This is a genomic window from Bradyrhizobium nanningense (genome assembly GCF_004114535.1).
In the GTDB taxonomy this organism is placed as follows: Bacteria; Pseudomonadota; Alphaproteobacteria; order Rhizobiales; family Xanthobacteraceae; genus Bradyrhizobium; species Bradyrhizobium nanningense.
Map to the genome: position 1 here is coordinate 33,396 of NZ_LBJC01000023.1, position 18,912 is coordinate 52,307.

18 protein-coding genes are annotated in these 18,912 nt (G+C 64.8%); 2 read left to right on the forward strand and 16 right to left on the reverse strand.

Going from position 1 to position 18,912, the window contains the following annotated elements; genetic code table 11:
* Positions 1-218 precede the first annotated feature (218 nt).
* The 9 genes from XH84_RS16245 to XH84_RS16285 all read right to left on the reverse strand — a co-directional run bounded on the left by XH84_RS16245 (position 219) and on the right by XH84_RS16285 (position 8,385).
* Positions 219-1,391, reverse strand: coding sequence for a phosphoserine transaminase (locus XH84_RS16245; RefSeq protein WP_128921496.1), 1,173 nt, complete (start codon positions 1,389-1,391; stop codon positions 219-221).
* Positions 1,392-1,470: 79 nt separating this feature from the next.
* Entirely contained in the window at positions 1,471-1,662 is a 192-nt protein-coding gene (locus XH84_RS16250) for a hypothetical protein (RefSeq protein WP_245471757.1), read from the reverse strand.
* 267 nt (positions 1,663-1,929) lie between these two features.
* Entirely contained in the window at positions 1,930-2,388 is a 459-nt protein-coding gene (locus XH84_RS16255) for a GNAT family N-acetyltransferase (protein WP_128921498.1), read from the reverse strand.
* Between the two features lie 16 nt (positions 2,389-2,404).
* Entirely contained in the window at positions 2,405-2,995 is a 591-nt protein-coding gene (locus XH84_RS16260) for a glutathione S-transferase family protein (protein ID WP_128921499.1), read from the reverse strand.
* 75 nt (positions 2,996-3,070) lie between these two features.
* Positions 3,071-3,832 (reverse strand): outer membrane protein, encoded by a 762-nt coding sequence (locus XH84_RS16265; RefSeq protein ID WP_206734173.1) that lies wholly within the window; start codon positions 3,830-3,832, stop codon positions 3,071-3,073.
* 169 nt (positions 3,833-4,001) lie between these two features.
* On the reverse strand, positions 4,002-4,844 hold the full coding sequence (locus XH84_RS16270) for an outer membrane protein (RefSeq protein WP_128921500.1): 843 nt from the start codon (positions 4,842-4,844) through the stop codon (positions 4,002-4,004).
* A gap of 237 nt (positions 4,845-5,081) precedes the next feature.
* Positions 5,082-6,329: an MFS transporter gene (locus XH84_RS16275; protein ID WP_164936507.1), complete on the reverse strand. Its 1,248-nt coding sequence runs from the start codon at positions 6,327-6,329 to the stop codon at positions 5,082-5,084.
* 323 nt (positions 6,330-6,652) lie between these two features.
* On the reverse strand, positions 6,653-7,996 hold the full coding sequence (gene glmM, locus XH84_RS16280) for a phosphoglucosamine mutase (RefSeq protein ID WP_128921501.1): 1,344 nt from the start codon (positions 7,994-7,996) through the stop codon (positions 6,653-6,655).
* A 179-nt stretch (positions 7,997-8,175) separates the two neighbouring features.
* Positions 8,176-8,385 carry a hypothetical protein gene (locus tag XH84_RS16285; protein ID WP_128921502.1) on the reverse strand — a complete coding sequence of 70 codons (210 nt, stop codon included), beginning with the start codon at positions 8,383-8,385 and terminating at the stop codon, positions 8,176-8,178.
* Positions 8,386-8,500: 115 nt separating this feature from the next.
* Here XH84_RS16285 and XH84_RS16290 point away from each other — a divergent pair, with 115 nt between their 5' ends.
* Entirely contained in the window at positions 8,501-9,637 is a 1,137-nt protein-coding gene (locus XH84_RS16290) for an alpha-hydroxy acid oxidase (protein WP_128921503.1), read from the forward strand.
* Positions 9,638-9,861: 224 nt separating this feature from the next.
* Here XH84_RS16290 and XH84_RS16295 read toward each other — a convergent pair whose 3' ends face one another.
* From XH84_RS16295 to XH84_RS16325, 7 genes are all read right to left on the reverse strand, one after another.
* Positions 9,862-10,488, reverse strand: coding sequence for a hypothetical protein (locus XH84_RS16295; RefSeq protein WP_128921504.1), 627 nt, complete (start codon positions 10,486-10,488; stop codon positions 9,862-9,864).
* 56 nt (positions 10,489-10,544) lie between these two features.
* Positions 10,545-11,384: a shikimate dehydrogenase gene (locus XH84_RS16300; protein WP_128921505.1), complete on the reverse strand. Its 840-nt coding sequence runs from the start codon at positions 11,382-11,384 to the stop codon at positions 10,545-10,547.
* A 111-nt stretch (positions 11,385-11,495) separates the two neighbouring features.
* Positions 11,496-13,238, reverse strand: a complete 1,743-nt coding sequence (locus tag XH84_RS16305) for a SulP family inorganic anion transporter (protein WP_128921506.1) — start codon at positions 13,236-13,238, stop codon at positions 11,496-11,498.
* A gap of 113 nt (positions 13,239-13,351) precedes the next feature.
* The gene (locus XH84_RS16310) at positions 13,352-13,624 is read right to left on the reverse strand and encodes a helix-turn-helix domain-containing protein (protein WP_128921507.1); all 273 of its coding nucleotides are present in this window, start codon (positions 13,622-13,624) and stop codon (positions 13,352-13,354) included.
* A gap of 427 nt (positions 13,625-14,051) precedes the next feature.
* On the reverse strand, positions 14,052-16,100 hold the full coding sequence (locus tag XH84_RS16315) for an elongation factor G (protein WP_128921508.1): 2,049 nt from the start codon (positions 16,098-16,100) through the stop codon (positions 14,052-14,054).
* A 200-nt stretch (positions 16,101-16,300) separates the two neighbouring features.
* A complete protein-coding gene (locus XH84_RS16320) occupies positions 16,301-16,780 on the reverse strand; it encodes a DUF992 domain-containing protein (RefSeq protein ID WP_128921509.1) in 480 nt (159 codons plus the stop codon).
* Between the two features lie 361 nt (positions 16,781-17,141).
* A complete protein-coding gene (locus XH84_RS16325; RefSeq protein ID WP_128921510.1) occupies positions 17,142-18,344 on the reverse strand; it encodes a pyridoxal phosphate-dependent aminotransferase in 1,203 nt (400 codons plus the stop codon).
* Positions 18,345-18,596: 252 nt separating this feature from the next.
* On the opposite strand from XH84_RS16325, the gene XH84_RS16330 reads away from it, so the two are divergent.
* Positions 18,597-18,881 carry a hypothetical protein gene (locus XH84_RS16330; RefSeq protein WP_128921511.1) on the forward strand — a complete coding sequence of 95 codons (285 nt, stop codon included), beginning with the start codon at positions 18,597-18,599 and terminating at the stop codon, positions 18,879-18,881.
* Positions 18,882-18,912 lie beyond the last annotated feature (31 nt).

Consider the following 18,912-nt stretch of genomic DNA (forward strand, 5'->3'; position numbering starts at 1 on the left):
TAAGGGAGGATCGGCCCGCGGGCCGGAACGAGGAATTGCGCGGAAGCTCTTTGCTCTCCCTCGCCCCGTTCTTACGGGGAGAGGGTTGGGGTGAGGGCAGCCACAGGCGAGGTGCTCGTGGAGAGAGCCTCTCACCCGGATCGCATCGGACGATGCTGCGCATTGCCGAGAGCGACCCGGCCTCTCCCCGTAAGAACGGGGAAAGGCGAAGAAAACAGCTACGCCGCCTTGGCGAGCGCTGCCTTGGTCTCGGCGAAGGCCCAGTCGATCCACTGCGTCAGCAGCTCGACGTCCCTTGCTTCGACGGTGGCGCCGCACCAGATGCGCAGGCCGGCCGGCGCATCGCGGTAATAGGCGAAGTCGTAGCCGGCGCCTTCCTTCTCGACCAACGCGACCAGCTTCTTGGAGAAGTCGGCCTGCGCGTCGTCCGAGAGCGAGGTGATCGCGGGATCGGTGAACTTGAGGCACACCGAGGTGTTGGACCGGATCGAAGCATCCTTGGCCAGGAAGTCGATCCAGGGCGTCTTCGCCTTCCAATCGGCGAGCACCTTGGTGTTGGCGTCGGCACGCGCGATCAACGCCTTGAGGCCGCCGATCGACTTGGCCCAGTTCAGCGCGTCGAGATAATCCTCGACGCAGAGCATCGACGGCGTGTTGATGGTCTCGCCGACGAAGATGCCCTCATTGAGCTTGCCGCCCTTGGTCATGCGGAAGATCTTCGGCAGCGGCCAGGCCGGTTTGTAGGTTTCGAGCCGTTCCACCGCGCGGGGCGACAGGATCAGCATGCCGTGCGCGGCTTCACCGCCGAGCGCCTTCTGCCAGGAGAAGGTGACGACGTCGAGCTTGGGCCAGTCGAGGGGCTGCGCAAACGCTGCGGACGTCGCGTCGCAGATGGTCAGGCCTTCGCGGGTCGCGCTGATCCAATCGGCGTTCGGCACGCGCACGCCGGAGGTGGTGCCGTTCCAGGTGAAAACGACGTCGCTCTTGGGATCGACCTTGGAGAGATCGGGGATTTCACCATAGGCTGCGTTCAGCTTGGTGACGTCCTTGAGCTTCAATTCCTTGACGATGTCGCTGACCCAGCCTTCGCCGAAGGATTCCCAGGCGAGCGTGGTGACGGGCTTTGCTCCGAGCAGCGACCACAGCGCCATCTCGACCGCGCCGGTATCGGAGGCCGGCACGATGCCGATGCGGTAATCGGCGGGCACCTCGAGCACTTCGCGCGTCAGATCGATCGCGAGCTTGAGCTTGGTCTTGCCGACCTTCGCGCGATGCGAGCGGCCGAGCGCTGCGTCCTTGAGATTTTGGGCATTCCAGCCGGGGCGCTTGGCACAGGGGCCGGAGGAGAAATGCGGCACGTTCGGCCGCGAAGCGGGCTTCGCTACAGTCATCGTCTACCCTTCCAGATAGTAAGCCTCCCGTTGGGGGGAGGTGTCCCGCCGCGGCTGATACGGGAATCGGGCAGAGCAGTCAAGGCAGTTCCGGCGTCTCACGCTGGAGTGAAGGGGCTTCCGCTGCGATATCGGGGGATTCCACGACAGCGAGCGCGTTCAGCAAGTCCGTGGCCTCGCTGATCAATTGCGCGGCCCGGCGGCGGCTGCCGACTTTCAAAATGCATTTGTCGTTGGCCTGCACGACATAATCGTTGCCGACCTTGATCATGGAATAGCTTGTCATCGAAATCCCCGAACCGACCGAGCCCGGTTTCTGACGCTACGTAGCACCGTTCGTTCCTGTGGGAACATGAACGAAGGACGGGTAGTTTATCAGGCCTTAAGATGAACGAAGGTGCGATCCGATTCCGCTGATCAAGCAACGCATGCGGCCAAAGCCCCATTCCGATACAATCGCAACGGGACTGTGGATTTGTGGATTGACGCGTTTTCTTGACGCGAACAGGTATCCACTTTCGAAAACGCTCTTGCTGCCTCAGAAGCGGACAGTCATACCGACGTGACTCGCTGTGAATCCGAGCCGCTTGTAGAAGCGCTGCGCGTCGGTTCGCGTGTGGTGCGTCAGCAATTCGACCAGATTGCAGCCGCGCGCCTTTGCTTCCGTCACCGCCCATTGCACCAACTGCTCGCCGATGCCGCGTCTGCGACAATCAGTGGCAACGCGCACGTCTTCGAGCAGGCCGCGACTGCCGCCTTGCGAGCTGATGCCCGGCAGGATCGCGAGTTGCAGGCAGCCGACCACCCTGCCCTCGCTCTCGGCCACCACGAGCGTGAGATTCGGATCGCGCTCGACCCGCGCGAACGCGTCGTAATAGGCGGCCGGCAAGGGATCCTCGACGCGCTCGCGAGCGCGGCCGAGATGATCGTCGGCCAGCATCGCCACGATCGCGGGAACGTCGTCGGGGCGCGCACAACGAATGGAGAGGGTGCTCATGTCGAGAACTCCAGCCTCAGCGCGCCGGCGGAAGACCGAGAGACACTTCGACCTCGCCGATCCAGCGGCGGACGGAAGCATACTTGCCGAGGTCGAAGCCGCCTTCGTGCGCCACGCGGGTATAGGCGAGCAGCGAGACGTCGGCGAGCGATACCGCTTCGCCGGCGAAGAATCGGCTGGCCGAAAGATGCTGCTCCATGCGGTCGAGCGCCGCATAACCGCGCTTGACCTTGTCGGGGTCGAGCTCGGATGCGTCCTTGCCGAGATAGACGAGAAGGAAGCGGCACACCGCGATATAGGGCTCGTGGCTGTACTGTTCCCAGAACAGCCATTCGTCCATCTTCGCGGCCGTAAAGGCGTCGCGCGGAACGAGCGCGCTGTCGCGGGCGAGATAACGGATGATGGCGTTGGACTGCGCCAGCGTGCGGCCGTCGTCGAATGCGACGGTGGGCACTTGGCCGGCGCCGTTCATCTTCAGGAATTGCGGCGTGCGCGTCTCGCCCTTGCGCGTGTCGGTCTCGATCCATTGATAGGGCAATGCGAGATGATCGCAGACCCATTTCACCTTCAGACAGTTTCCTGAATTGCTGTCGCCGTAGACCTTCATCGCTGCCGCGCCCCGCGTTTGGCGCAGAGCATCAGGACGGCGCCGAGCTGTCAACCGCGGCGCGGCGACGTCGCGTCAGAACTTGTAGCCGAGGCCGGCGCGGACGGAGTGGATGTTCGATTCGATGTCCGACGTCACGCGCTGGTATTCGTATTCGGCGCGGGCGAACAGTCCGCCGACCAGCACGACGTCGACGCCGGCGCCGGCAGAGTAACCGTAGACCAGCTTGGTCTTGGTTGCAGACGTCGTCGGCGGCTGCACCGACGCCGGACTAGCGGAGGCGTAGCGGTCGACCGTCTGGCTTCCGAGGCCGCCGCCGAAGAAGGCGTAGGGCAGGAAGCATCCCCAGGCGTAGCCGGCGCGCATGCGCAGCGAGCCGAAGTCCGAGATGCCGACGACCGCGGATGTCTTCGTGGTGGCAACGACGGTACTGGTATTGTCGAAGGTCAGTCCCGTCGAGCTCGAGGTCGACTTGAAGCCGCCATGGATGTAGTTCGCCTCGATGCCGAGCACCACGTCGTCCCATTGCCCGTTATATCCGGCAAACACGCCGTAGCCGGCAGTGCTGCTCTGCGCGGCTGCAAGCGGCTGCCAGTTGTAGGCCGGCCCCGGAGTGACGAAGGTCGACTGGATATCGCTGTTGATGGTGGAGGAGATCTTCGAGGTGATCTTGCCGTAGTCACCCTGGCCGCCGACGTAATAGCCCTGCCAGTTTGGCCGGGCATTGGTCAGGCCGTCGGTGAAGCTGCCGCGCAAGATCGGCAGATCCGGCATGTCGGCCGCGTGCGCGGCTGACACCGTCCCCAACATCACCGCTGCCAACAAAAGCCCACGCATCGCAACGCTCCATCGAACTCGAACTTTTCGCCCGTGATCATGGCTCGTTAACCTTAACCAATGGTTGCGTTGGAGGCCTTCGTCGCCGCTCGCCATGAAAAATACGCAAAGCAAAACGGCGCGGGATGATCCCGCGCCGTTAAGAAAGTTTAGGCGATGAGGCTGCCGATCAGCCCTTGGTGACGAGCGGCGGCGGCGCGTAGACCGGCGGGCTGTTGAGATCCCAGCGCACGCCGAGCTTGACGTCGTGCGAGGTGAGCTCCTTGATCTTGATCGAGGTCGGGCCCGAGGCGCTGTTGTCGAACAAGCGGAAATTGCCGGGCGCGGCGTCGCCGAGGTTCATGTAGCTGTACGCCAGTTCGACGGTGAAGCCGGGATTGACCTTGTAGGCGAGACCGGCATGCGCGGCCCAGGCAAAATTCCACTTCCCGTTGTCGGCGAAGTAAGCGACGCTGTTGGCCAAGGGCGGAGTATTGCCCACCGTGTACGACACGCCGTCGTCGCGGAAGCCGCTGATCTTGTTGTAGGAGCCGCCGACACCGGCGCCGATGAACGGGGTGATGCACCACCACGTGCCGAGATCGACATAGGCGTTGGCCATGACGACCCATTCGGACTTGCTGCCGCTGTAGTTATTGGAGCCGACGAAGCCGGGCCCAATGACGTTGTCGGCGCCATGGAGGTTGGCCTTGCCGCGATACTGGCCGATCACGTCCGCACGGAACCAGTTGTTGAAGCGATAGCCGACGCCGAGATCGAACAGCGGCGAAGAGTCGAAACCGAGGCCCTCCGTCGTCTTCGAATACCCGGCTGGCAGGGCGCTCTCGATGCTCTTGGCGCTCTGGTTGGTCATGCCGATATCGCCGCGCAGATACCAGCCGCCGAAGTCTGCGGGCGGAGCCGGCGGCGCGTACATGGGAGGGGGCGCCGCGATCGGCATATCGGCGGCGAACGCCATCGACGAGATCAGGGTTGCCGCACCCGCGGCAAGGAGAGACTTAACGCTACGCATTGGCTTCGTCCTTATGGCCGGTGAGGCAAATACGCAGGCCTCACGTTCTGGAAACTCACGGTGCGGACGATGCCAGCAAATGTTTAAGCGCCACTTAACCCTAATTTTTAAGGTTGATTTTTTCTGACTACTCGCGCGCGCGGCGCGTGAGCGTTGCAAGAATGCCGCATCAAATGCGACGACTTGGCCGCAATTGCTAACGATCCGTGAAAGTGCGCTGCAGCGAGAGAGGACGCGTCAACGCGTGTGCCGCGGCAGCTTGGGCAGGAACACCGCAAGCAAGCCGATCGCCGGCAGATAAGCGCAGACCTGGTAGACGAACTCGATCGAGGTGTGGTCGGCGAGCTTGCCGAGCACGGCCGCCCCTAGCCCCCCGATGCCGAAGGCGACGCCGAAGAACACGCCGGAGATCATGCCGAAACGGTGCGGCACCAGCTCCTGCGCGAACACGATGATCGACGACGTCGTCGAGGAGATGATCAGGCCGATGACGATGCTGAGCACCGCGCTGGCAACCAGCCCGGCATAGGGCAGCGCCAGCGTGAACGGCAGCGCGCCGAGGATCGAAATCCAGATCACGATCTTGCGGCCGAAGCGATCCCCGAGCGGGCCACCGAGAAACGCGCCGACCGGGTTCGCCGCCAGGAAGATGAAGAGATAGATCTGGGCGGCCTGCGTCGACACGCCGAAGCGGTCGATCAAATAGAAGATGTAGTAGCTCGACAGGCTCGAGACGTAGAGCTGTTTCGAGAACAGCAGCGCGACCAGCACGAGCAGCGCGACGGCGACGCGGCGCGAGCTCGGCGCGTCGGGATGGGCTTGAACCGGCGCCATCTTCCTCGCCTTGATCTGCGGCGCGTACCAGCGGCCGATGCGCCAGAGGATGAGGATCGCCAGGAACGCGATCGAGGAGAACCAGGCGATGCTGCCCTGCCCGAGCGGCACCACGATCAGCGCCGCCAGCACCGGCCCCATCGAGGTGCCGAAGCTGCCGCCGAGCTGGAACACCGATTGCGCAAAGCCGTAGCGGCCGCCCGAGGCGAGCCGCGCGATGCGCGCCGACTCCGGGTGAAACACCGCCGAGCCGAGGCCGACCAGTGCGGCGGCGACGAGGATGACGAGATATTGCTGCGCGGCGCTGAGCAGCAGCAGGCCGAAGAAAGTCGAGGCCATGCCGATCGCCAGCGAATAGGGCTGCGCCTTCTTGTCGGTGTAGTGCCCGACCACGGGCTGCAGCAGCGAGGCCGTGAACTGGAAGGCCAGCGTGATCATGCCGATCTGCGCGAAATCGAGCGCGTAGGTGTCCTTCAGGATCGGATACACCGAGGCGATCAGCGACTGCATGGTGTCGTTGAGGAAGTGCGAGAAGCTGATGCCGGCGAGCACGACGTAAGCCGGCCCTGCTGCTTTGGCGGCGGGTGCGACGTCAGCGACGACGACGGGCTCGGTCAGCGCTTCCTCTGAGACGACGACAGGCTTGTTCAATGCAACATCCCGGCGCGGCAGATGGCCGCAGCTTGCTAGGTACGATGCTGGCGGCGACCGAACCACCGCCAATCGCAAATGGCTGGGATGCGCTTGGTCTGCCGCGAAGCAGCGCGGCCAGCATGGTTCGAGACGCCCGCCTCTGGCGGGCTCCTCACCATGAGGGTCTCGTATCTCGCCAAGACGAAGGAATTGCAGGGCGGGCAAAGGCGCGATTGCGCCGTGCCCCACGGCACAGAAGTGGTGGGCACGCTTCGCTTTGCCCACCCTACGATACTGCACGTGGGGTGAGATCACCCCACCCCGCTCGCGCCTGAGAAATCCTAAGCCGCGGCCTGGCCGAGCGCGGAGACGATGGTGTCGACGACGTCCTCGACCAGGATGCGGTCCTCGCCCTCGCCCATGACGCGGATCACGGGCTCGGTGCCGGACGAGCGGATCAACAGGCGGCCGTGGCCGTTGAGCCGCTTCTCACCGTCGGAGATCGCCGACTTGACGTCGGAATCGTCGAGCGGCTTGCCGCCCTTGTGGCGGACGTTCTTGAGGATCTGCGGCAGCGGATCGAAGCGGTGGCAGACCTCGGAGACGGGGCGGCGCAGCTTCTGCACCACCGCCAGCACCTGCAACGCCGCAACAAACCCGTCGCCGGTGGTGGCGTAGTCGGACAGAATAATGTGGCCGGACTGCTCGCCGCCGAGATTGTAGCCGCCGTTCAGCATCTGCTCGAGCACGTAGCGGTCGCCGACCGGCGTGCGGACGAGATCGAGCCCCTGCCCTTTCAGGAAGCGCTCGAGCCCGAGATTGGACATCACGGTGGCGACGATGCCGGGACGCGACAGCCGGCCGTCTTCCTTCCAGCTCTGCGCAATGACTGCGAGCAGCTGGTCGCCGTCGACGATATGGCCGCGCTCGTCGACTAGGATGACCCGGTCGGCATCGCCGTCGAGCGCGATGCCGATGTCGGCGCGCATCTCGCGCACCTTCTTCGACAGCGCTTCCGGCGAGGTCGAGCCGCATTCCTTGTTGATGTTGAAGCCATCGGGCTCGACGCCGATCGGCACGACGTCGGCGCCCAGCTCCCACAGCGCTTCCGGTACCACCTTGTAGGCGGCGCCGTTGGCGCAATCGACCACGACGCGCAGGCCGTCGAGCGAGAGGTCGCGCGGCAGCGTGCGCTTGGCGAATTCGATGTAGCGGTCATGCACGCCGTCGATACGGCGGGCGCGGCCCAAGCTCGCGCTCTGCGCGAGCCTCTTGTCGAGGGACTCGTCGAGCAGCTGCTCGATCTGCCGCTCGACGTCGTCGGACAGCTTGAAGCCCTGCGGGCCGAACAGCTTGATGCCGTTGTCCTCGAACAGGTTGTGCGAGGCGGAGATCATGACGCCGAGATCGGCGCGCATCGACTTGGTCAACATCGCGACCGCCGGCGTCGGCATCGGCCCGACCAGCAGCACGTCCATGCCGACCGAGGTGAAACCGGCGACCATCGCGTATTCGATCATATAGCCCGAAAGGCGGGTGTCCTTGCCGATCACGACACGGTGGCGGTGGTCACCGCGCTGAAACGCAAGGCCTGCGGCCTGGCCGACCTTGAGCGCGAGCTCCGGCGTGATCAGTCCGTTGGCGCGGCCCCTAATCCCGTCCGTCCCGAAATATTTGCGGCTCATATCGTCCCCCAACGCAACGACCAGGAATCCCTTCGACAACCACGGGCTGCCCGAACAGGCCCCGCATCCCTGATTTGCTTGGGGTCTTATAATGCTTGTGCGGCTAACTTGGCTTCAAAAAATATGATGAATGATTACGGAACCGGAACTCCCGCCAATCCGCTAACGTCCTGTTAACACTATGTTTCCCGCCCAGACGGCGAAACGGGGCGGAACCCGGTCTCGCCGCTGCGCTTCACGTGGCTGTCCCCGCGGCTCGGCGCCGGCTGGGTGACGTTGACGGGATCGGAGCCCGGAAAGGTCTCTTCCAGCCCCTCTTCCAGGGCTTCCTCGAGATCATGCTTTTCCTTGAGCTCTTCCGGGGAAGGTCCGGCGTGCGGCCTCGTCATGGCACTCTCCTGCAAAACGTTCTGCAAACGATTTGGCTGTGCATCCAACCATGCTAGATGACCTCGAAATCTTCCGATGCAAGACTTCCGAGTAAGACGGGCCGGGGAAACGAGCATGAAGCATATTACCTGTATCGACGATCTTCGCGCCCTGCATAAGCGTCGTGTGCCGAAGGCGTTCTTCGACTATTGCGACCGCGGCTCCTATGCCGAGGAGACGCTGCGCGCCAACCGCGAGGACATGCAGGCGATCAAGTTCCGCCAGCGCATCCTGGTCGACGTCTCCAAGCGCGACACCTCGACCACGATCCTCGGCGAGCCCTCGACCATGCCGCTGATGCTCGCGCCCGTCGGCCTGCTCGGCATGCAGCATGGCGACGGCGAGATCCACGCCTGCCGCGCCGCGCAGGCCGCCGGTATCCCGTTCACGCAATCGACCATGTCGATCTGCTCGATCGAGGACATCGCCGCCAGCGTCGAGAAGCCGTTCTGGTTCCAGCTCTACGTCATGAAGGACCGCGGCTTCATCAAGGAATTGATCCAGCGCGCGATCGCGGCCAAGTGCAGCGCGCTGGTGCTGACCGTAGACCTCCAGGTGATCGGACAGCGCCACGCCGACATCAAGAACGGCATGACGGTGCCGCCGGAATGGTCGCTGTCGAAGCTGCTGGATTTCGCCAGCAAGCCCACCTGGGTCTCCGGCGTGCTGCAAGGCAAGCGCCGGACCTTCGGCAACATCGCAGGTCACGTCAAGAACACCGAGGATCTGAACCGCCTCGCCGAATGGACCGCCTCGCAGTTCGACACGTCGCTGAGCTGGAAGGACGTCGAGTGGGTCCGCAGCATCTGGCCGGGCAAGCTGATCATCAAGGGCATCCTCGACGTCGAGGATGCCGAGGAAGCCGCCAAGACCGGCGCGCAGGCCCTGGTCGTGTCCAATCATGGCGGCCGTCAGCTCGACGGCGCCCCGTCCTCGATCGAGGTGCTGCCCGAGATCGCGGATGCGGTCGGCGAGAGGATGGAGATCATGTTCGACGGCGGCATCCGCTCCGGCCAGGACGTGATGCGCGCGCTCGCGCTCGGCGCGAAATCCTGCATGATCGGCCGCGCCTATGCCTATGGCTTAGGGGCCGGCGGCCAGGCCGGCGTCGCCAAGGCGATCGACATCATCCAGAAGGAGCTGCTCACCACCATGGGCCTGTGCGGCGTCAACCGGATCGACGAGATCGACGATCATATCATTGCGATGTGAGGCGAAACCGTCGCGTCAAACACGGCCGTCGTCCCGGACAAGCGCGCCCTAAGCGCGCGCCGATCCGGGACCCATAGCCACAGGCGGACGTGGCTATGGGGACTCGGAGTTACCTCCTTCGCGCAACAACTTGACCCTGTGGTTATGGGTCCCGGATCTGCGCTGACGCTTGTCCGGGACGACAGCGGTGTCTGTCGCGGTAGTTGCGCAATATATCCCGCGCCTCACATCGGCGGTGTCAGGCCGTCGCGGCCGACGCTGACGCGGTTGGTCTCGAACGAGCCGTCCGGCAATTGCTGCATGAAGGCGATGACCTTCGCACCCGGCTTCAACTCGGATTTGTCGCTCGGCACGAAGGTCACCACCGGCGTATTGTCGGCGACGAACACCTTCTTCTCGCCGTCCTTGTACTTGACCAGCAGGGTATGGCCGTCGTTGCCGACGACGCTTTCGGCCACCGTCGCATTGGTCATGCTGGAATTGGGCTTGAGGTCATAGGGCCGCGAGCCCTCGCCGGTGCCGCGCATGCTCTCCGGAAACACGTGCACCTCGACGGCGTTCTGGCCGCCGGCCGGTCCTGGCACCGTGGTCGCGCCGATGAACGAACCCGGCTTGATCTCGGCGAGTGAGATCTTGGTGATCCCTGATACCTTCACGTCAGGAGCGATGCTCAGCTTGACGTCCTCGCCGCTACGCGACTTGACCTGCATCGTGTCGCCGTTGACGGCTTCGATGGTGCCGCGCACCCGCGTCGGCACCGGCGCCTTCTGGGCGAAGGCGAAGTAAGTCGATACGGCCACCATCGCGACGGCGATCAGCGGACGTGTGAAAGTTGCACGTTGAACAGACATGACGGTCTCCGGTTGTCCCCACGGATAGAGAACTCCGAAGCACCCACCCTATTCTCTCAAGTCTTTGTGAGATCGGCCTCGATCAATGCGCGCAGCTCGGCCGTGACCTCGGGCCGCCGGCCGAACCACAGCTCGAAGCCGCGCACCGCCTGATGCAGCAGCATGCCGAGCCCGTCGGCGGTCTTCAGGCCACGCGCCTTGGCCGCGGCAAGCAGCGGCGTCACCAGCGGGACGTAGACGAGGTCGGCAACGACCGCCGCCTGCAGCAGGCGCGCGACGTCGACATCGAGCGAGGGCTGGCCGTGCATGCCGAGCGAGGTCGTGTTCACGAGAAGCTTTGCGCGCGGCAGCACATCGCCGATCGCGTCCCAGGGCAGCGGCTGCACTTTCGGCCCGAACTGCCTTGCCAGCGCCTCGGCCCGCGCGATGGTCCGATTGGCGAGATGGACGCGCTTGATGCCGCGTTCGAGCAACCCGAACACGACCGCACGCGAGGAACCGCCGGCGCCCAGCACCAGCGCCTCCTCGGCCGCGTCCCAGCCGGGCGCGCTGGCGTCGAGATTGCCGATGAAACCTTCAACGTCGGTATTGGTCGAGCGCAGCTCGCCATCGGCAAACCACAGCGTGTTGGCCGCGCCCACGGCCCTGGCGCGAGCGTCGGGCGTCGACAGCGCCAGCACGCTCTCCTTGTGCGGGATGGTGACGTTGGCGCCGACGAAGCCGCGCAGCGACAGCCGCAACACGAAATCGCGCAAGTCTTCGGGCGGCACCGCCTCGATGACGTAGCCGCCTTCAATGCCCAGCGTGCGCAGCCAGTAATGATGGATCAGCGGCGAGCGCGAATGCGCGGCCGGCCATCCGATCAGACAGGCTGCAGGCGATTTGGACGCGGTCATCTTTCCCTCGGGGCCGAATTCCCGACGCGATCCATTTCGCGTCGCGCCCGCTCTGTCAAGCGCACGGAGGCCACAATGTCGGTCAGCCGGCCGGTCGATAACCGCGCGCCGTCAGCTCGCCGCAGCCTCCTCACTTGCGCCGCCCTTGATGTCGGCGATCGCGCGCTCAAGGCTCTGGCGATATCGCGCGCGCGGCGGCGTCACGCCATGGGTGAGCAGCGCGCGGCGGACCGCGGGCGAAGCCCCGGTGATGAACAGCCGGATGCCCTCGCGGTGCGCCTTGGCGGCGACGCGGCCGAGCACGTTGGCCGCTGTCGAATCCAGGAACGGCACCGCGGCGAAATCGACCACGAAGGCCTTGCGCTTGTCGGCGACGGCGTCGAGCACGCCTCCGATCGCGGAGGCCGCGCCGAAGAAGAACGCGCCGGTGATGCGGTAGACCAGCACGTCGCGATCGACCGCAAGCGCGGAATCGTAGGGAACGCGGTCGCCATTGCCGTCGTCGGGACGATCGGCCGCGGCCAGCGGCGAGCGTTCTTCGATGCCCGTCATCTCCGCCATGCGGTGGATGAACAGCACCGCGCCGAGCGCGAAGCCGACCAGGATGCCTTCGGTCAGGTCGCGGAAGATCGTCAGCAGGAAGGTTGCGAGCAGCACGACGGCATCGCCCCATGACGAGCGCAGCAATGTGCCGAACTCATGCTTCTCCGCCATGGTCCAGGCCACCACGACCAGCACCGAGGCGAGCGCGGCGAGCGGGATGTAGCTTGCAAGCGGCGCCGCAATCAGCATGAACAGCAGCAGGAAGACCGAATGTAGCATGCCCGCGAGCGGCCCGCGTGCGCCGGCGCGGATGTTGGTGGCGGTACGCGCGATCAGGCCGGTGACGCAGATGCCGCCGAACAGCGCCGAGACGAAATTGGCCGCGCCTTGCGCTACCAGCTCGCAATTGGAGCGGTGACGGCGCCCGGTCATGCCGTCGGCGACCACCGCAGACAGCAGCGATTCGATGGCGGCCAGCAGCGCGAACGCGATCGCATCGGGCAGCACGGCGGTCGCCTTCGCGATCGAGAACGCCGGCAAGGCCGGCGAGGGCAATTCGCGCGGAATGCCGCCGAAGCGCGATCCGATGGTTTCGACCGGTAGCGAGAACGCCGCACACACGACGGCCGCCAACACCACCGCGATCAGGATCCCGGGCCAGGACGGCCGCCAAATCCGCAAGGCCGCGATGATGGCGATGCTGACGACGGCGACTGCGACCGCGGATGGATTGACGCTGTTGAGGCCGCCGGCGAGCGCGAGCAGCTTCGGCACGAATTCGCTGGGCTCTTTTCCCGCGAGCGTGATGCCCGAGAGATCGCGGAGCTGGCTGGCGAAGATGATCACGGCGATGCCGGCGGTGAAGCCGACCGTCACCGGATAGGGAATGAACTTGATGTAGGTCCCGATCCGCAACAGGCCGGCGGCGATCAGGAACAGGCCCGCCATCATGGTGGCGAGGATGACGCCGTCGGCGCCGTGGCGCTCCGCGGTCGCCGCGACCAATACGGTGAACGCGCCGGCAGGTCCGCCGATCTGGAAACGGCTGCCGCCGAGCAGCGAGGCGATGAAGCCGCCGACCACGGCGGTGTAGAGGCCGCGGTCCGGAGTCACGCCCGAGGCGATCGCAATCGCCATCGACAGCGGCAGCGCCACGATCGCAACCGTCAGGCCCGCGAAGACGTCGGCGCCGAAATCCTCAAGACCGTAGCCTTCACGCCAGACGGTGACGAGTTTCGGCAGATACAGTTCGGCAAAAGTCGGTTGGCGCAGCCGGTGCAGCCGGCTCGCCTGATCGCTTGTGATGCTCATCTCAGCAAAAATGCTCCGCTGCCCCTCGATGCTCCGAAGCATCGTGCGTCCCGTGTTGCCGAGGTGCGACGATGCGCTGGCCCATCTTGATCCCACGCACGATCAACGCCCGATCATGCTCCGACGCGGCGCGGCGGCCCGGGCTCCTTCAGGCGAACGCCACGCCCACCGCTGTCGCTGCGGACCTGCTCGCCGATCAGCTCGATGCCGGCCCGCTCGAACGCCTCGACCACCTTGATCAGGGTCTCGACCACGCCACGCACATTGCCGGTCGAGGCCTCCATCCGCTGGATGGTCGGCAACGACACTCCGGCAAGCTCCGCCAGGGTTTTCTGGTCAATGCCGAGCAGCGCGCGGGCTGCCCGCATCTGGAATGACGTGATCACCTCGGCCTCACTTACCAGCACTTATAAATGATATCTAGAACATATACAATGATCTAAAATACATCATTCGAGAGTGAGCGCAAGGGTCGGGCGATCCAATCGGTCGCCCTGCCACAGCCACACGATTGGCTCCGTCATCCTGAGGTGCGAGCCATGCGGCGCGAAGCGGCGGCATGGGGAGCCTCGAAGGATGGGCGGCCCAGCTGCTGCAGCCGGGCCGTCGCCCTTCGAGGCTCGCCTTGCTTCGCAAGACGAGCACCTCAGGGTGACGGCGATAAATATTCGCGCGCCGCTTCCTCCATGAGGGGAGAGGGCGCGACCGACTTGAGACGCGGCACGCGTGGAAACAGCCCCTCACCCCGCCTCTCCCCGCGAAGAGCGGGGAGAGGGTGAGAGAGAGTACGCGTCCCGTCGCGCGCGAAACCAATCACGCCGCGTGTTGATGCGCGGCGATGATCTGGTCGGCGGCACGGCCGGTGACTTCGGCCATGTGGTCGAACTGGCGGGTGAAGCTGCCGGCGCCGGCGGTGGCCGAGCGCAGCTCCACAATCAGCTCGCCGATCTCGGCTTCTGGCATCATGGCACGGACGCAGTCCCAGCCGCTCCAGCCGTCGCGGGTGTCGAAACCGAGGATCTGTCCGCGCCGCGCCGACAGGATCGCGTTGATCTTGGCGGTCGCATCGGTCGGGCAGACGATCTCGACCACGTGGATCGGCTCCAGCAAGACCGGCTGGCATTGCGGCAGGCCTTCGTTGAGCCCGATCCGCGCCGCCGTGCGGAAGGCGAGGTCGGAGGAGTCCACGCTGTGATAGGAGCCATCGGTCAGCGTCACCTGCACGTCGGTGACGGGGAAGCCGAGCGGACCGCGCGCCAATCCGTCGACGACTCCTTCTTCGACCGCAGGGATGTAGTTGCGCGGCACGGCGCCGCCCACCACCTTCTCGGCGAACTTGAAGCCGTCGCCGCGCGGCAGCGGCTTGATGTCGAGCACGACATCGCCGAACTGGCCGTGACCGCCGGACTGCTTCTTGTGGCGTCCGCGCTGGGTGATCGGTTTGCGGATGGTCTCCTGGTAGCCGATACCCGGCGGATGCGAGATGACCTTGACACCGAAGCGGTCGCGCAGCCGCTCGCCGGCGACGCGCAAGTGCATCTCGCCCTGTCCCCATAACACGGTGTCGTGGGTCTGGGCATTCTGCACGACGACCAGCGAAGGATCCTCCTCATGCAGCCGCGCCATCGCCTGGCCGAGCTTGACGTCGTCCTTGCGATCGGTGGCCGCGATCGAGATCGCGAGCACCGGAGATGTCGGCTCGATTTCGATCAACGCGGCAGGCGGCGTCTTGCCGTTCGAGACCGTGTCGCCGGTCTTGATCGGATCGAGCTTGGCGAGCGCCACCGTATCGCCGGCCTCGGCCGCAGCACGCTTGGTGTCGTAGGCGCCGTTGACGGCGAGGATGCCGGAGATGCGCCCCGCTCCGCCCGAGGCTGATTGCAGCGTCGCACCGTCGTCGAGGTGACCTGCGAGCAGCCGCGTCAGCGACAGCTTTCCGCCATGCTGCGAATGCAGCGTCTTGAAGACGTAGCCGAGCGCGTCCTTGGTCTCGGGCACACCGAGGCGTTTTGCGGTCTCCGCGATGCCAGGCGCCTCGTGACGCAGCGCCTTCATCAGGCGCAGCACGCCGTTCTCGCGCGCGGCGGCGCCCAGCAGCACGGGACAGATCAGCCCCTCGCGCAATTCGCGGGCAAGATCGTCGAACACGGCATCGCGCGGCGGCTGGATGTCTTCGAGCAGTTGCTCCATCAGCGTATCGTCGTGATCGGCGAGCTTCTCCAGCATCGAGAAGCGGGCTTCCTTCTCGCGATCGAGATCGCCGCCTTCGAGCGCGACCACCTCGGAGGCTTTGTGCTCGCGATAGACGAAGGCGCGCTCCAGGGCGAGATCAACGAAGCCCTCGATCAGTTCGTCCTTCCAGATCGGGATCTGGCGCAGCACCAGCGGCACGCGGGAGGCGGGCTGCAGCATCGCGAGCGACTCGCGAATGCGCTGGCTCGCGCGGTCGATCTTGTTGAGGAACAGGAAACGCGGGATCTTCAGCTCCTCCAGCTCGCGCAGGATGATCTGAAGCTGCGGCAGCTTCTTCTCGTCGGCCTCGCAGACCACGATCGCCGCATCGACCGCGGGCAGCGTGGCGCGCATGTCGTGGGCGAATTCGACGGAACCGGGACAATCGAGGAAGGTGTAGCTGTCGCCCATGAAACTCGTGGTGGCGGCAGTCAGCCCGACGGTCATCTTGTGATGGCGGGCCTCTGGCGTGGCGTCGCCGACGGAAGTTCCGGCATCGACGCTGCCGGCGCGCGGGATGGCGCCCGTTCGCGCAAGTATTGCTTCGAGAAGTGTGGTTTTACCGCTTTGGAAAGGGCCCACCAGCGCGATGCACCGTGGACCTCGGGGACTTCTGACGTCTTGTCCCATTCGCCGCCTCCTTGATGTGGAGCTCGGCCCGTGATTGGGTCGGCAAACGGAGATGCTCTGCCCGTCGCCGAGATTTGGCAAGCATCAAACGTCGCTGCGGTGCGTCGTCACTTAGATCAAGTCTTATAGTGCCTGATGCGATCAGTCGGTGTTCCACCTCCCCTCGCAGGGAAGAGGTGAGAGACAGCCTGCTCTACGTCTCAACGGCCCGGGCGGAGTTCCAGGCTCTCGAGGCCGGCGGCGACGTTGAGACCGACCTGGCCCTGCACGCTGAGCGGCTGGAGCGCGATTGAATTGTTGGAGCCGCCGACCAGCACGTTGCCTCCCAAGCCGACGCCGACCGAGGCGCTGCCCTGCGCGCCGGCATAATTGCCGGAGAGGTCGCCCGGGCCGAGCCGATCGACCGGTGCGAACACGCCCCACGCCAAAGCCGTCTCCTGGGTGATGCCGATGTCGACACCGACCTTGCGGATCGTCGCGACATAGCGATCGTCAGGCAAGCCATCGGCGCGCAGCACGCAGCCGAGATGGGTCACCGATCCCACGATGAAGCCGACGCTGGCGCCGCCGCGGCATTCGAGCACGCCGACCCGCGCCATCCGCTGCTGCGCGCTGCCGCTGACGCTGGAGGCAATGAGACTGGCGACGGCGAGCCCAGCGAAGATGAACGAACGGCGCATGAAATATCTCCGGCGATGATGTGATGCGAGCAAAGAGCGCCCCATCCGCGTTGCGCCTCTATGCCACAAGAGTGTTGTGGGAGCCAGATCGGACCTCTCTAAAATCGCCGTCGTGGAGAGAAGCCCCTCACCCCACCCTCTCCCCGTAAGAACGGGGCGAGGAAGTGAGAGAGCGGTGCCTGCCTGACGGCGTCGCTTAACCTCTCCCCGCACTTCAGCGGGGAGAGGTCGACGCGCGAAGCGCGGCGGGTGAGGGACAAGGCACAACGTCGACCAGAGCAGAAGACCATCCGGCTCCGTTCCACCCCAAATAAAAAAGGCCCGCGCGGGGCGGGCCTTTTCAATTCTCGTCGCAACAGGCTTACCGCAGATTGCCGCAGAAGCGCTGGATGCGCTTGCAGGCGTCTTCGAGGTCCGAGGTCTTGGTCGCATAGGAGATGCGGAACGCAGGTCCGAGGCCGAAGGCCGAACCCTGCACCACGGCGACGCCCTCGGTCTCCAGCAGCTCGGTGACGAACTGCTCGTCGTTCGAGATCAAGTTGCCCGACGGCGCTTTCTTGCCGATGGTGCCGGCGCAGGACGGATAGACGTAGAATGCGCCTTCGGGACGCGGGCACTCGATCCCCTTGGCCTGGTTGAGCATGGAGACCACGAGGTCACGGCGCTCCTTGAACACCTTGTTGTTGGCCGGAATGAACTCTTGCGGACCGTTCAACGCCTCGACGGAGGCCCATTGCGCGATCGAGCAGGGGTTCGAGGTCGACTGCGACTGGATCGTCGACATCGCCTTGATGAGTTGCGCCGGACCGCCGGCATAGCCGATACGCCAGCCGGTCATGCAATAGGCCTTGGAGACGCCGTTCACGGTGAGCGTGCGATCATAGAGGCCGGGCTCGACCTGCGCGACCGTGGTGAACTGGAAGTCGTCATAGACGAGGTGCTCGTACATGTCGTCGGTCATCACCCAGACATGGGGATGCTTCACCAGCACGTCGGTCAGCGCCTTCAGTTCCGAACGCGTGTAGGCGGCTCCCGTCGGGTTCGACGGCGAGCACAGGATCACCCATTTGGTCTTTGGCGTGATCGCGCGCTCGAGCGCTTCGGCCTGGAGCTTGAAACCGGTCGCGGCGGTGCAGACCACCGGCACCGGCTCGCCGCCGGCGAGCGCCACCATCTCGGGGTAGCTGACCCAATACGGCGCGGGAATGATCACCTCGTCGCCCGGATTGATGGTGGCCATCAGTGCGTTGTAGAGCACCTGCTTGCCGCCGGTGCCGACGATGATCTGGTTCGGCTTGTAGGCGACCCCGTTCTCGCGCTGGAACTTGGCGATGATCGCCTCCTTCAGCTCGGGGATGCCGTCGACCGCAGTGTACTTGGTCTTGCCGGCTTCGATGGCGCGGATCGCCGCCAGCTTGATGTTGGCGGGCGTGTCGAAGTCGGGCTCGCCGGCGCCGAGGCCAATGACGTTGCGGCCCGCCGCTTTCAGCGCGCGTGCTTTATCCGTGACCGCGATGGTCGCGGACGGCTTCACACGGTCGAGCGCAGCGGCAAGGAAGGACATCGTCATCTCCTGACAAGCGTCGTGAAACCATTCGCCTCACGACTCCGATTGTGGGAATGCAGCCACCCTAAAACGTGAGCCGCTGCACCGCAAGAAACTTCGGTCCGATCCCGAGAAAGTTTACGGATCTGGAGCGGTTCAAGGCTGGAGTCCCCGCAATTTTCCGCAAACTTGCCGCGCAAACCCCTCATATCCGACAAGGCTTGTCCTCGGAGCAATTTCAGGCCGTGCGCGACCATACGGAAGGTCGTCATGCCCGGGCTTGTCCCGGGCATCCACGTTCTTCCTGCCGCGGTTGGAGACGTGGATGGCCGGGTCAAGTCCGGCCATGACATTGTGGAGATTTCGGCGCCCTTATCACTGCTGCTCAGCCCTTCACACAAACGCGCGGCGATAGGTCCGCGCGTTGACGCAAGCGTGAACTGGGTTGCATGGCGCTACGGAAATGATCTTCCGCCGCATTGCAATGCGGTAGGGTTTTCGAGTTTTTCTATTGGCCGGCACTTGCGGCGGATTCGCATCGGCATCATTGTTTAGCCGCGCTGCGGGCCAACGAGCGCCGCGTCTT

What these genes read in the sequence shown, in the direction of transcription:
- XH84_RS16255 (WP_128921498.1), bottom strand. Translation starts at nt 2,388, where the DNA reads ATGAGCACCCTCTCCATTCGTTGTGCGCGCCCCGACGACGTTCCCGCG.
- XH84_RS16330 (WP_128921511.1), top strand. Translation starts at nt 18,597, where the DNA reads ATGCCCGGGCTTGTCCCGGGCATCCACGTTCTTCCTGCCGCGGTTGGA.
- XH84_RS16295 (WP_128921504.1), bottom strand. Translation starts at nt 10,488, where the DNA reads ATGTCTGTTCAACGTGCAACTTTCACACGTCCGCTGATCGCCGTCGCG.
- XH84_RS16305 (WP_128921506.1), bottom strand. Translation starts at nt 13,238, where the DNA reads ATGAGCATCACAAGCGATCAGGCGAGCCGGCTGCACCGGCTGCGCCAA.
- XH84_RS16325 (WP_128921510.1), bottom strand. Translation starts at nt 18,344, where the DNA reads ATGTCCTTCCTTGCCGCTGCGCTCGACCGTGTGAAGCCGTCCGCGACC.
- XH84_RS16320 (WP_128921509.1), bottom strand. Translation starts at nt 16,780, where the DNA reads ATGCGCCGTTCGTTCATCTTCGCTGGGCTCGCCGTCGCCAGTCTCATT.
- XH84_RS16260 (WP_128921499.1), bottom strand. Translation starts at nt 2,995, where the DNA reads ATGAAGGTCTACGGCGACAGCAATTCAGGAAACTGTCTGAAGGTGAAA.
- XH84_RS16250 (WP_245471757.1), bottom strand. Translation starts at nt 1,662, where the DNA reads ATGATCAAGGTCGGCAACGATTATGTCGTGCAGGCCAACGACAAATGC.
- XH84_RS16245 (WP_128921496.1), bottom strand. Translation starts at nt 1,391, where the DNA reads ATGACTGTAGCGAAGCCCGCTTCGCGGCCGAACGTGCCGCATTTCTCC.
- XH84_RS16315 (WP_128921508.1), bottom strand. Translation starts at nt 16,100, where the DNA reads ATGGGACAAGACGTCAGAAGTCCCCGAGGTCCACGGTGCATCGCGCTG.
- glmM (WP_128921501.1), bottom strand. Translation starts at nt 7,996, where the DNA reads ATGAGCCGCAAATATTTCGGGACGGACGGGATTAGGGGCCGCGCCAAC.
- XH84_RS16285 (WP_128921502.1), bottom strand. Translation starts at nt 8,385, where the DNA reads ATGACGAGGCCGCACGCCGGACCTTCCCCGGAAGAGCTCAAGGAAAAG.
- XH84_RS16265 (WP_206734173.1), bottom strand. Translation starts at nt 3,832, where the DNA reads ATGCGTGGGCTTTTGTTGGCAGCGGTGATGTTGGGGACGGTGTCAGCC.
- XH84_RS16300 (WP_128921505.1), bottom strand. Translation starts at nt 11,384, where the DNA reads ATGACCGCGTCCAAATCGCCTGCAGCCTGTCTGATCGGATGGCCGGCC.
- XH84_RS16270 (WP_128921500.1), bottom strand. Translation starts at nt 4,844, where the DNA reads ATGCGTAGCGTTAAGTCTCTCCTTGCCGCGGGTGCGGCAACCCTGATC.
- XH84_RS16290 (WP_128921503.1), top strand. Translation starts at nt 8,501, where the DNA reads ATGAAGCATATTACCTGTATCGACGATCTTCGCGCCCTGCATAAGCGT.